This is a genomic window from Arthrobacter sp. TJ-58 (genome assembly GCF_058269295.1).
Genome location: NZ_JBZCNM010000002.1, coordinates 746,948 through 759,611, shown reverse-complemented (window position 1 = coordinate 759,611; position 12,664 = coordinate 746,948). Strand labels below are relative to the sequence as shown.

Annotated in this window: 9 protein-coding genes; 7 read left to right on the top strand and 2 right to left on the bottom strand. The window is 62.4% G+C overall.

The features are described 5' to 3' along the window. Nucleotides 1-178: 178 nt before the first annotated feature. The 7 genes from AC4D2W_RS09740 to AC4D2W_RS09710 all read left to right on the top strand — a co-directional run bounded on the left by AC4D2W_RS09740 (nt 179) and on the right by AC4D2W_RS09710 (nt 11,410). Nucleotides 179-4,012: a multifunctional oxoglutarate decarboxylase/oxoglutarate dehydrogenase thiamine pyrophosphate-binding subunit/dihydrolipoyllysine-residue succinyltransferase subunit gene (locus AC4D2W_RS09740; protein WP_490926680.1), complete on the top strand. Its 3,834-nt coding sequence runs from the start codon at nt 179-181 to the stop codon at nt 4,010-4,012. 64 nt (nt 4,013-4,076) lie between these two features. Further along, nucleotides 4,077-4,676, top strand: a complete 600-nt coding sequence (locus AC4D2W_RS09735) for a GDSL-type esterase/lipase family protein (RefSeq protein WP_400931631.1) — start codon at nt 4,077-4,079, stop codon at nt 4,674-4,676. A gap of 325 nt (nt 4,677-5,001) precedes the next feature. Continuing rightward, nucleotides 5,002-6,756, top strand: a complete 1,755-nt coding sequence (locus AC4D2W_RS09730; protein ID WP_490926679.1) for an ABC transporter family substrate-binding protein — start codon at nt 5,002-5,004, stop codon at nt 6,754-6,756. Between the two features lie 110 nt (nt 6,757-6,866). Then, complete coding sequence (locus AC4D2W_RS09725) at nt 6,867-8,399, top strand: ABC transporter permease (protein WP_490926678.1); 1,533 nt, start codon at nt 6,867-6,869, stop codon at nt 8,397-8,399. Nucleotides 8,400-8,411: 12 nt separating this feature from the next. After that, nucleotides 8,412-9,446 (top strand): ABC transporter permease, encoded by a 1,035-nt coding sequence (locus tag AC4D2W_RS09720; protein WP_490926677.1) that lies wholly within the window; start codon nt 8,412-8,414, stop codon nt 9,444-9,446. Further along, entirely contained in the window at nt 9,446-11,224 is a 1,779-nt protein-coding gene (locus AC4D2W_RS09715) for a dipeptide ABC transporter ATP-binding protein (RefSeq protein WP_490926676.1), read from the top strand. The genes AC4D2W_RS09720 and AC4D2W_RS09715 overlap by 1 nt, the downstream gene beginning before the upstream one ends. Nucleotides 11,225-11,335: 111 nt before the next feature. Next, a complete protein-coding gene (locus AC4D2W_RS09710) occupies nt 11,336-11,410 on the top strand; it encodes a 50S ribosomal protein bL37 (protein ID WP_369299106.1) in 75 nt (24 codons plus the stop codon). Nucleotides 11,411-11,497: 87 nt separating this feature from the next. Here the strand turns inward: AC4D2W_RS09710 and rsrA are convergent, their stop codons facing one another. After that, entirely contained in the window at nt 11,498-11,758 is a 261-nt protein-coding gene (gene rsrA, locus AC4D2W_RS09705) for a mycothiol system anti-sigma-R factor (protein ID WP_490926675.1), read from the bottom strand. Further along, complete coding sequence (locus AC4D2W_RS09700) at nt 11,755-12,528, bottom strand: sigma-70 family RNA polymerase sigma factor (RefSeq protein ID WP_490926674.1); 774 nt, start codon at nt 12,526-12,528, stop codon at nt 11,755-11,757. Before AC4D2W_RS09700 ends, rsrA begins: the two co-directional genes overlap by 4 nt. Nucleotides 12,529-12,664: the final 136 nt, after the last annotated feature.

Genomic DNA, 12,664 nt, shown 5'->3' with positions numbered 1-12,664 from the left:
TCCCGGGGCACCCCGGATGTCAAACCAATTGGCCAGTTGTCCCGCAATGTCACTAGACTGGCATGAAGTCTCGGTCACAGCGCACCGGCCGGGCCGCACCAGTGAGCTTTGCGGCGCAAGCCCTCAGACATGGTGCCAAACAGGGCAAAAGGCAACTCATGGAAGAGGCGTATCAACAGTGCCAGACCAATCCAACCACCGGCTGCCGGAAGAATTCGGCGGCAACGAGTGGCTTGTCGATGAACTCTACGAGCAGTACCTCAAGGACAAGAACTCTGTTGACAAGAAGTGGTGGAGCATCTTCGATTCCTTCAAGGACGAGGAAGCACAGGCTTCCGGCGCAGCAGCGTCCAACGGAAACGGATCCGCGGCCGCAGGCCAGGCCGGAGCGAACCCCACGACCCGCCAGCTTCCGGTAGTGCAGGCCGAGTCCGCCAAGCCGAAGGCTTCCGGGGAGTCCCCCGCATCCACGCAGCAGTCCGGCAAGCCGCCGGTCGCCAAGGAAGCTGCAGCGTCCAACTCTGCAGCCAAGGATGCCAAGCCTGCCCAGGCCAAGAGCGAACCCGCGGAGAGCAAGACCCCGCCGATTCCCGCGCAGCTGCCCAAGACCCAGCCCAGCAGTGTTCCCACCGAGGAAGACAAGGTCAACGTCCTGCGCGGCCCGGCCAAGGCCATTGCCACCAACATGGACCTCAGCCTGAGCGTTCCCACGGCAACCACCGTCCGTGCCGTTCCGGCCAAGCTGCTGATCGACAACCGCATTGTCATCAACAGCCACCTCAAGCGCGCCCGCGGCGGGAAGATCTCCTTCACGCACCTGCTCGGCTACGCCATCATCCGCGCCGCTGCACAGTTCCCGTCCCAGAACGTGTACTACGACGTCGTGGACGGCAAGCCCGTTGCCGTCCAGCCGGCGCACGTCAATTTCGGTCTGGCCATCGACATGCCCAAGCCGGACGGCACCCGCCTCCTCGTGGTGCCGAACATCAAGAAGGCCGAGACGCTGAACTTCTCGGAGTTCTGGCATGCGTATGAAGACCTCGTCAAGAAGGCCCGCGACGGCAAGCTCACCGCCGACGATTACAAGGGCACCACCATCTCGCTGACCAACCCGGGCGGAATCGGAACGGTCCATTCCGTTCCCCGCCTCTCCAAGGGCCAGGCGTGCATCATCGGTGCCGGTGCCCTCGACTACCCGGCGGAGTTCCAGGGTTCCAACGAGAAGATCCTGGCCCAGAACGCGATCTCCAAGATCATCACGCTGACCTCCACCTATGACCACCGCGTCATCCAGGGTGCAGGCAGCGGCGAGTTCCTGCGCATCATCCACCAGCTGCTCCTCGGCGAGCAGGGCTTCTACGACGAGATCTTCGAATCCCTGCGGATCCCGTACGAGCCGGTGCGCTGGAGCCCGGACATTCAGGTCAACCCTGAAGAGCAGATCAACAAGGTTGCACGCATCCAGCAGCTGATCCACTCGTACCGTGTCCGCGGACACCTCATGGCGGACACAAACCCGCTGGAATACGTCCAGCGCCGCCATGCGGACCTGGACATCCTGAACCACGGCCTGACGCTCTGGGACCTGGACCGCGAATGGCCCACCGGCGGTTTCGGCGGCAAGCCGATGCTCAAGCTGCGCCACATCCTCGGCGTGCTCCGCGATGCGTACTGCCGTACGGCGGGCATCGAGTACATGCACATCCAGGATCCGGTTGAGCGCGAGTGGTTCCAGGAGCGCCTGGAAACCAAGTACAGCAAGCCGACAAACGAGGAGCAGCTGCGCATCCTCAGCAAGCTCAACGCCGCTGAGGCTTTTGAGACCTTCCTGCAGACGAAGTTCGTTGGCCAGAAGCGCTTCTCCCTTGAAGGCGGCGAATCACTGATTCCGCTGCTGGACACCGTCATTTCCGGTGCGGCCGACGACGGCATGGCCGAAGTCGGCATCGGCATGGCCCACCGCGGCCGCCTGAACGTGCTGACCAACATCGCGGGCAAGACCTACGCCCAGGTCTTCCGTGAATTTGAAGGAACCCAGGACCCGCGCAGCGTCCAGGGCTCCGGCGACGTCAAGTACCACCTTGGCACCGAAGGAACCTTCACCTCGGACAACGGCAACCAGACCAAGGTGTACCTGGCAGCCAACCCCTCCCACCTTGAGGCCGGGGACTCCGTCCTTGAAGGCATCGTGCGGGCCAAGCAGGACCGCCTGGACCAGGGCGATGACTTCCCGGTCCTGCCGATCCTCATCCACGGTGACGCAGCCTTTGCGGGCCAGGGCGTAGTCGCGGAAACGCTGAACCTGTCCCAGCTGCGCGGCTACCGCACGGGCGGAACCATCCACGTAGTGGTCAATAACCAGGTCGGCTTCACTACCTCGCCCACATCATCGCGCTCCTCGGTGTACTCCACCGATGTGGCCAAGATGGTCCAGGCTCCCATCTTCCATGTGAACGGCGACGATCCGGAGCAGGTGGTGCGCATTGCGCAGCTGGCCTACGACTACCGTCAGCGCTTCCACAAGGACGTTGTCATCGACATGGTCTGCTACCGCCGGCGCGGCCACAACGAGGGTGACGATCCCTCGATGACGCAGCCGATGATGTACAGCCTGATTGAGGCCAAGCGCTCCGTGCGCAAGCTGTACACCGAGTCCCTGATCGGACGCGGCGACATCAGCCAGGAAGAAGCAGAGCAGGCACTGCGCGACTACCAGGGCCGTCTGGAGCGGGTCTTCGCGGAAACGCACGCCGCGCAGACTTCTCCCCTGCCGGTCATCACCAAGGACACCGAAGCCGTCTCCGATCTGGAACGCCCGTCGTCCCAGCAGGAAGGCAGCACCATCGTGTCCCCGGCGTCCACGGCCATCTCCGCGGAGGTCCTGGCACATATCGGCAAGGCGCACGTAGCCGTTCCCGAAGGCTTCACGGTGCATCCCAAGCTCAAGGCCCTGCTGGAAAAGCGGGAGCAGATGTCCCGTGAAGGCGGCATTGACTGGGGCTTCGCCGAAATCGCAGCCTTTGGTTCGCTCGTCATGGAAGGCGTCCCCGTTCGCCTGGCCGGCCAGGACTCCCGCCGCGGTACCTTCACCCAGCGCCACGCCGTCTTCCACGACCGCGCCACCGGCGAAGAGTGGATGCCGCTGGCTGAACTGGATCCCAGCCAGGCAAAGCTGTGGATCTACGATTCCCTGCTGTCCGAATTCGCCGCCATGGGCTTCGAATACGGCTACTCGGTGGAACGCCCGGATGCACTCGTGCTCTGGGAAGCCCAGTTCGGCGACTTCGTCAACGGCGCCCAGACCATCATTGATGAGTTCATCTCTTCGGCCGAGCAGAAGTGGGGCCAGCGTTCCTCGCTGGTGCTGATGCTTCCGCACGGTTACGAGGGCCAGGGCCCGGACCACTCGTCCGCACGGATCGAGCGTTTCCTGCAGATGTGCGCCGAAGACAACATGATTGTTGCCAACCCCTCCACGGGTGCTTCGCACTTCCATCTGCTGCGCCGCCAGGCTTACAGCCGTCCGCGGAAGCCGCTGATCGTCTTCACCCCGAAGCAGCTGCTGCGCCTGAAGGCCGCTGCCACCTCGGTGGAAGACTTCACCTCGGGTTCGTTCCAGCCGGTCATCCCGGAGCACGCGGACTTGGACACCAACGCCGTGGACCGCGTACTGCTGGTCTCCGGCCGCCTGTACTACGACCTGCTGGCCAACCGGCAGAAAACCGGCGACCAGAAGACCGCGATCGTCCGCGTGGAGCAGCTCTACCCGATGCCCGCCGCGGAAATCCAGGCTGCCGTTTCCAAGTACCCGAACGCCGAAGTTGTCTGGGCGCAGGACGAGCCCGCCAACCAGGGTCCGTGGCCGTTCATCGGCCTGAACCTTCCGGCCGAACTGGATCGGCCGCTGCGCCTGGTTTCACGGCCGGCGTCTGCTTCCACCGCAACCGGCTCCGCCAAGCGGCACGCGGTAGAGCAGGACATCCTCGTCAAGAAGGCCTTCGAACGCCAGTAGGCTAAGTTGGGGTGGGGCGCTGCTGGCGCCCCACCCCGTTTTTTGTGACCGGAAAAGGTGACTAGTGGAACAACGCAAAATCAGGCTTGCAGCCGTCGGTGACGAGCTGCTGGCCGGGCACGGCGACCCTCGCGCCCTGGGCTGGCTGGGCCGGGTCCTGGCCCGTACCACCCCCGAGAACGTGAATGTCCAGGCCTATACGCTGGCGGCACCCCAGGAGGGAACCGAGGCCCTGGCAAACCGCTGGCTGCAGGAAGCCGGCCGCCGCTTCGACGACCGCTGCGAGAACCGTCTGGTCATCGGCCTTTCCGACCGTGACCTTGACCTGGACCTGTCGACGGCGCGAAGCCGGCTCAACCTGGCCAACATTCTGGACGGTGCAGCCCAGATGAGCATCAAGGTCTTTGTCGTGGGACCGCCTCCGGGGTTGAACGCGGAACGGAACCGGCGCCTGTCGGATCTCTCAGCCGCCTTCGGCGACGTGACCACCCGGCGGAAACACGTCTACGTGGACACCCTCACTCCCCTGCTGAACCATGAGCAGTGGCGCACGGATCTGGCATCCAACGGAGGCACCCCCGGCCAGGCCGGCTACGGCCTGATGGCCTGGCTGGTGCTGCACCGCGGCTGGTACCGCTGGCTTGACCTGCCGGACATGAACTAAATAAAGAACCGCTTCACGAAGGCCTCCGGCGACACGCCGGGGGCCTTCGGCACTTTACGACGTATTCCTTCACGAACCTCTTTGCACCCGGGTAGACGCCAGGGTTGCAATTCCTTGCAAAGTCAAGGGTCTGCCCCCGGAACCGCCCTCTCTGCAACTGCCTTGATATCTGTGCCGCAGGTAACAATCAGTTAACGTCCGCTCACAGTTAGCACAGTGGAAACATTTAGTGGCTAGTCTTTCGGAACATGTGGCGGTCATCACGGCCGCTTGGGGGAGCCGCCTGTGGTGGTTCCTGACGACTCATCACCAGTTAGGACTACGAATGCGTACGAAGCGCACGGCAACTCTTGCCGCACTTTCCGTGGGGGCCCTCTTCCTGGGCGCCTGCGGCTCAGCCGGAGGCGGCGAAACCGCCGACGCCGAAACCACCGAAGACGCCAACCTCGCGTCGTCCATTTCGGTTGCCATCAGCCAGGCGCCGGACTTCTACAACGGCGGCACGTCCAAGTCCAACAGCGTGTACAACACCTATGTTGACAACCTGGTCCACAGCAACTTCACCGAGTACAGCCCTGAGGGCGTTATTCGGAACGAGGAGTTCGGTACGTTCGAAAAGGTCAGTGACGACCCCCTGACCGTGAAGTACACGATCAACGAGGACGCACAGTGGTCGGATGGAACTCCGATCGACTTCGACGATATCCTGCTGAACTGGGCCGCTTTCTCCGGCAAGGTCGTTGATGGCGAGGCCGAAATTTTCGAGCCCTCCTCCAACAACGGTTTCGAGTACCTGCCTATGCCGGAAGGCGAAGCAGGCGCCAAGGAGTTCACATACGTTTTCGAACAGCCTTACGCCGACTGGGAAAACCTCATGATCGGCTCGCTCATGCCCGCGCACATTGCCGCTGAGCAGGGCGGCCTGAGCGCGGACAACGACGGCGAAGCACTCATCTCCGCCATCCAGGACACCAACCTGGCCGCTTTGAAGCCGGTCGCAGAGTTCTGGAACACCGGCTGGGGTTATGCCGAGGGCCTTCCCTCGCTTCCCGATGCAGCACTGATTCCCTCCTCAGGCCCGTACAAGCTGGACAACGCAGCCGGCGGAAACCTGACGCTGACCAAGAACGAGAACTACTGGGGCGACGAACGCGAGGGCGCCACCGAAAGCATCGTCTTCAAGACTATCGATGACACGGAAGCCGTGCAGGCGCTTCAGAACGGCGATGTGGACGTCATTGAACCGTCCGGTCCCACCGGTGACACCAAGGACCAGATCGAAGCCATCGGGGACTCTGTCTCCCTGATCGCCGACACCGGCATGACCTTCACTCACATTGACCTGGACCAGTCCGAAAACGGTGTCTTCAAGGACCTCAAGGTTCGCCAGGCCTTCTCCAAGTGCGTTCCGCGCCAGGACATCGTGGACAAGTTCGTCAAGCCGGTTGATCCGGAGGCCACTGTGCTGAACCTGCGCGATTTCCAGCAGTCGCAGGCGGAATATGACGAAGTTCTTGAAGCAGCCCCCGCTGCCAGCGAATACGATGAGGTGGACCTCGAGGGCGCCAAGTCCCTCATGGCCGAGGCAGGAAACACCGCTCCGGTTGACGTCCGCATGCTGTTCTCCGCTTCCAGCCAGGTACGCGCCGACATCACTGCCCTGATCAAGGATTCCTGCGACCAGGCCGGCTTCAACATCATTGCCACCCCGGATGCAGAGTGGAGCCAGAAGCTCGATGAGCTCGGCTCCTGGGACGCCGCACTCTTCGGCTGGGCCGGTTCAGGCCTGGTAGCAAGCGCACAGTCGATCTACGACTCCGAGGGTGTCCAGAACTACGGCAAGTTCAAGAGCGAAAAGGTCGACGACCTGTGGGACGAAGTTGCCCGGACCACCGATGCTGACCGCGTACTGGAACTGAAGAAGGAACTCGAACAGGAACTGGCCCAGAACGTCTACAACGTCGTTCTCTACACCCAGGCCGACATCGTTGCCCATAACTCCGGCATGGAGAACGTGGTGTACAACCCCACCCAGAGCGGCGTGACATGGAACGCCTACAAGTGGACCAAGCAGGCCTAACCAAGGCACCTCGCCATAACGGTTAGAAAGCGGGATGGGCAGACCAGTGGTCTGCCCATCCCGGCTTTGTGCCGCAACGGCTTTTCGTACCATCCCCATAGGAGCCATCGGTGTTCTTCTTCATCCTTAAAAGAGCGGTGACCTCGTTCTTTGTCCTCCTCGCAGCCACCGTGCTGATGTTCGTCCTGGCAGTCAACTCGGGAGATCCCCTAGCTGATCTCATCGAACTGCAAAGCGCCGAACGCGAATCACGTATCGCCCAGCGAACTGCTGCGCTCCATCTGGACCAGCCCGTGGCGGTTCGTTACCTGCTGTGGCTGCAGGAAATCGGCCGCTGCGTTATTCCCGGCGGTGCTGAGTGCACGCTGGGACTGAACCGCTCCGGCTCTCCGGTCATTGACCAGCTGCAGACTGCCATGGGGTCCACCTTCCGCCTCGTCGTCGTTGCTACCCTGATCGCCCTCGTCCTCGGCGTCGCCGTCGGTCTGGTCACGGCCCTTCGCCAGTACAGTGTTTTTGACTACTCCATTACCTTTGTCGCCTTCCTGCTCTTCTCCATGCCGCTGTTCTGGCTCTCCACACTGCTCAAGCAGTACATGGCGATTGATCTGAACACCTGGCTGGCCGATCCACAAATGTCCTATCTGGGCATAGCCGCTGTGGGCCTCATAGCCGGCGTCGTCGCGGCCGTGGCTCTCGGCGGCGACAGAAAACGACATCTGCGTGTCTTCGCCATCGTTGCCGTTGCCACCTCGGTCCTGTTCTACCTGCTGCTGGTCACCAACTGGTTCAAAACTCCGGGCCTGGGACCCATCGGCCTCCTGATCACAGCTTTCGGCCTGGCACTCGGCATCACCGCCATGCTGGCCGGCTTCCGCCGCCGCCGGATCGTCTACGCAGCCCTCGCCACAGCGGCGGTTGGCTACGTCGGTTACCTGGTGACTCAACCGCTCATGCAAGATCCCAACTGGGGCATTATTGCGGGCCTCACAGCGCTGACCCTCGTCGTCTCGCTGGCAATCGGTCACTTTGTGGGCGGGCCCTATGCCAAGCAGGCCCGCAACCTGACCGCAGTCATCGGGTTGGCTATCGGGTTCTTTGTGTTCATCGATGCGCTGCTGGGTGCCTACCCGTCGCTCGCCCGCAAAAACGGCGGCCGGCCCATTCCCACCACGGGATCCTCGACACCGAACCTGAAGGGCACTTTCTGGGAGATCAACCTGGACTACGCCCTGTACCTGATCCTGCCCACCATCGCGATCATGCTGATTTCCTTTGCCACCTACACCCGCTACACCCGGGCCAGCATGCTTGAGGTGATGAACCAGGACTATGTCCGCACGGCGCGGGCCAAGGGCTTGAGCGAGCGGACGGTGGTCGTCAAGCACGCATTCCGCAACGCCATGATCCCCATCACCACCCTGATGGCGTTCGACTTCGCCGGAGTGTTGGGCGGAGCCGTTATTACCGAGGCTGTCTTCGGCTGGAGCGGAATGGGACGCCTGTTCACGGAGGGCCTGCACGACGTGGACCCCAACGTGATCATGGCCTTCTTCCTCGTGACCGGCGTGGCCGCGGTGACCTTCAACATGCTGGCCGACATCGCGTACGCGTTCCTCGACCCGCGCATTAGCCTGAACTGATCGGCGGAAGACATGACTGAAAAAATACCGTCCGGAACCCCGGGCAGCAGCCCGGAACTGACGAGCATGACTCTGGAGAGCCAGAGGACGGACATCGCTGATGCGCCCGCAACCCAAGCTGTAATTGCCGATCCGCAGATCACCGCCGCGAAGAGCCAGGGCCAGCTGGTCCGAGAACGGTTCTTCCGCCATAAGGGCGCCCTCGGCGGCCTGACCGGACTGGTTTTCATCCTGCTTCTCTCCTTCACCTCCATCGGGATCTCCGTAGGCCCGCTGCACATCCCCGGCTGGTGGCCGCACACCTTCTCCTCCGTCATGGAGCTGGAAGACGGCGGTTCACCCACCATCTCCTGGACCGGGTTGGGCAACCATCCCTTCGGTCAGGACACTTTGGGCCGCGACTACTTTGCCATGACCATGCGCGGTGCCCAGATCTCCCTGATCATCGCTTTCGTCGTGGGAATCGTGGGAACAGTCGTGGGAACCGTCATCGGCGCACTCGCCGGGTACTTCCGGGGAATCACCGAGGCCATCCTGATGCGTCTGACCGACGTCATCATCACCATCCCCCTGCTGGTGGTAGCCGCCGTGCTGGCCAGCATCGTGGCCGACTTCGGCATCATTGTCTTTGCCGTCTTCCTGGGCCTGCTGACCTGGACGAACCTGGCACGCATCGTCCGCGGCGAATTCCTTTCCCTTCGGGAAAAGGAATTTGTCGAGGCGGCCAAATCCGTGGGCGCCAGCTCCCGCCGAATCATTTTCAAGCACATCCTGCCCAACACCGTTGGGGTCATCATCGTGTCCGCAACCCTGGCAATCTCGAGTGCGATCCTGTTGGAAACCGCACTGAGCTTCCTGGGTCTCGGAGTGCAGCCGCCGGACACCTCCCTGGGCAAGCTCATCAATGAGAACCGGGCCGCCATGACCACCCGTCCGTGGCTCTTCTTCTGGCCCGGCATCTTTATTGTGGCCATCGCCCTTACCGTCAACTTCATCGGTGACGGCCTCCGGGATGCGTTTGATCCCCGACAGACAAGGAAAAAGTAATGAGTTCGGCACCCCTGTACAGCGACGTCACTTCACCGGCGGGTACGGCTCCGATTCTTGAAGTATCGGGCCTGGGCGTCGACTTCAACGTGGACAACAAATGGGTGATGGCGGCCGAGGATGTGTCCTTCACCGTCAGCCCGGGCGAGATTTTGGCCATCGTGGGCGAATCCGGTTCCGGAAAAAGCATGTCGTCCATGGCCCTGCTGGGGCTCCTGCCAGGAAACGGGCGCTCCAAGGGCAGCGCAAAACTGCAGGGCAAGGAGCTCATCGGGGCTCCGCAGTCGGCACTGCGGAAAATCCGCGGCAATGACATTGCCATGATTTTCCAGGAACCCATGACTGCCCTGAACCCGGTGCTCACCGTAGGCGAGCAAATCAAGGAGATCATCGAACAGCACACCGATGCGTCTCCGGCCCAGGCGAAGGAACGGGCCATCGAACTGCTGCGGATGGTGGAAATCCCCGAGCCGGATAAGCGCTACGGCTCGTACCCCCACCAGTTCTCCGGCGGCCAGCGCCAGCGGGCCATGATCGCCATCGCGATTGCCAACGACCCCATCCTGCTGGTGGCGGACGAACCCACGACGGCTCTGGACGTGACTGTTCAGGCTGAAGTCCTGGAGTTGCTCCGGAACCTCAACAAGCGCCTGAACAGTGCGGTCATGCTGATTACCCATGACATGGGCGTCGTGGCCGACCTCGCTGACAAAGTTGTGGTCATGGAGAAGGGCCGCATTGTCGAAGCCGCACCCGTGGCGGAACTCTTCAGCAATCCGCGGGAAGAATACACCCGCCAGCTGCTGGCCGCCGTGCCGCACCTGGGGTCCGTCGTCGGCGGAGTCCTGTCCGCCGTCGAGGTGGAGGATGACGGCTCACTGCAGATAAGCGAGGCTCCCCGTGCCGTCATGCGTGAGTCCGTGGACCTTACGACTCCGGACACAGGCGTTGTCCCGGCCCTGCAGCTGTCGGGCGTTTCCATCGAGTATCCCGGCCGTTTCCGGCAGCCGGCCTTCAAAGCGGTCTCCGACGTTTCCTTTGTGATCAATCCGGGCGAAGTCATGGGTCTGGTGGGTGAATCGGGCTCGGGCAAGTCAACCATTGCCCGAGCCGTGACCGGGCTCCTGCCGGTCAGCGCCGGCAGCGTGGACATCAACGGCACCAACATTGCCGGGCTTTCTCCCAAGAAAATGCTGCCGCTGCGCCGGAAGTTCGCCATTGTCTTCCAGGACCCGGCCGCTTCCCTGAACCCGCGCATGTCCATCGGTGAATCCATCGGCGAGCCCCTGTTCCTGCATGAAAAGCTCTCGCAGAAGGATCTGGACCACCGGGTGGAGGGCCTGCTGGATGATGTCCAGCTGCCCACCAGTTTCCGCAACCGGTACCCGCATGAGCTCTCCGGCGGGCAGCGGCAGCGCGTGGGCATTGCCCGCGCGCTCTCGCTGCGCCCGTCGCTGCTCGTAGCCGATGAGCCCACCTCCGCACTGGACGTCTCGGTCCAGGCCCGGGTTCTGGCACTGCTGCAGGATCTGCAGCAGCAGTACGGCTTTGCCTGCCTGTTCGTCAGCCACGACCTGGCCGTGGTGGAGATTCTGGCCAGCCACATTGCCGTGCTGAACAAGGGCATCATGGTGGAGCAGGGATCCACGGAACAGGTGCTGCGGTATCCGCAGGACCCGTACACGCGCCGCCTGCTGGCGGCGGCGCCCGTGCCGGACCCGGCGGAGCAGGCCCTGCGCCGCGAACAGCGCAACGCCCTCATGGCCGCGGGCAGCTGAGTCCGGCATAAAACCCCGAGCCGCGGTCCGCCAGGGCCGCGGTTTAGGTTGTCGGGCTCACCCTGTGGGACACTGGAGGGCAGAACTTTCAGCAAATCGAAGGAGGCAGCTATGAGCAAGCGTGCACGCAAGCGTCGTGACCGTAAGCGCGGCGGCGCCAATCACGGTAAGCGTCCCAACACTTAAGTCTTGGACTAACCGTGTGGCCCATCGCCACTAAAGGAAGAACCCCCGGAGCCTTACGGCCGCCGGGGGTTCTTTTTTGCTGTCCTGTTAGTGGTCAGCGGTTTGGATCTGGCTGATCCTGGCCAAGATGCTGGCCTTCAGCGTTTCCGGAGCAGCTTCAGTGCAGGAGCGCTTAACAACCGACCGGATGACGCATTCAAGATCGTGTTCCTCGGCGCATTCGGGACACCCGTCGAGGTGCTCTTTGATTTCCACGATGTCCTCGTGGGACAAGGCACCGTCCAGATACTCATAGAGCCGTTCGATGCGGGCGTCCTCGCAATCACCCAGGCTTTGGCAATCGCTCATTGTGTGTTCCCCTGTTTCTTGTTTTGGCCGGCTCCGGCGGCGGCAGGTGCTGCCTTGCCGCGGATGCCGCGTTCATGTGCATATTCGGCCAACAGCTCACGGAGCATTTTGCGGCCCCGGTGCAGGCGTGACATTACGGTCCCAATGGGAGTGTTCATGATTTCGGAGATTTCCTTGTACGCAAATCCCTCCACATCGGAGAAATAAACGGCCAAACGGAATTCTTCCGGAATGGACTGCAGGGCATTCTTCACATCTGAATCCGGGAGATGGTCCAGGGCCACTGCTTCGGCGGAGCGAAGCCCGGAAGAGCTGTGCTCAGCGGCACGCGCCAGCTGCCAGTCCTCAACGCCGTCGGAGTTGGCCTGCAGCGGTTCGCGCTGGCGCTTCCGGTACAGGTTGATATAAGTGTTCGTCAGGATCCGGTACAGCCACGCCTTCAGGTTTGTGCCCGGACGGTACTGGTGGAACGCGGAGAACGCCTTGGTATAGGCCTCCTGGACCAGGTCCTCGGCGTCCGAGGGATTGCGGGCCATTCGCATGGCAGCCGAGTAGAGCTGATCCACATACTGCATGGCATCGCGCTCAAAGCGTATTTTGCGGGCCTCTTCCGATTCGGAAGCGACATCCAGTTCGGAGTCTTCCACTTGGGGGCTGCCTTCCGGCGCATCAGTTCTCATCACCTCCAAGTCTACGGTGCGAGGGACTGGTGATACCCGCAGCTGAACGGAAGACGCCGCAGCCTCCGGCTGCGCGTCTGCCAAGACCATGGCACCTGGCACGTTTACTCCTTACTGCTCCGCGGGTCCCGTTGCCGGGACTGCGCTGTCAACACGCTCTCCACAGTCTTCGCGGTTCCACCGGACGCAGCATCCGCCCGATCCAGCGGCGGCCAACATCCGGTAT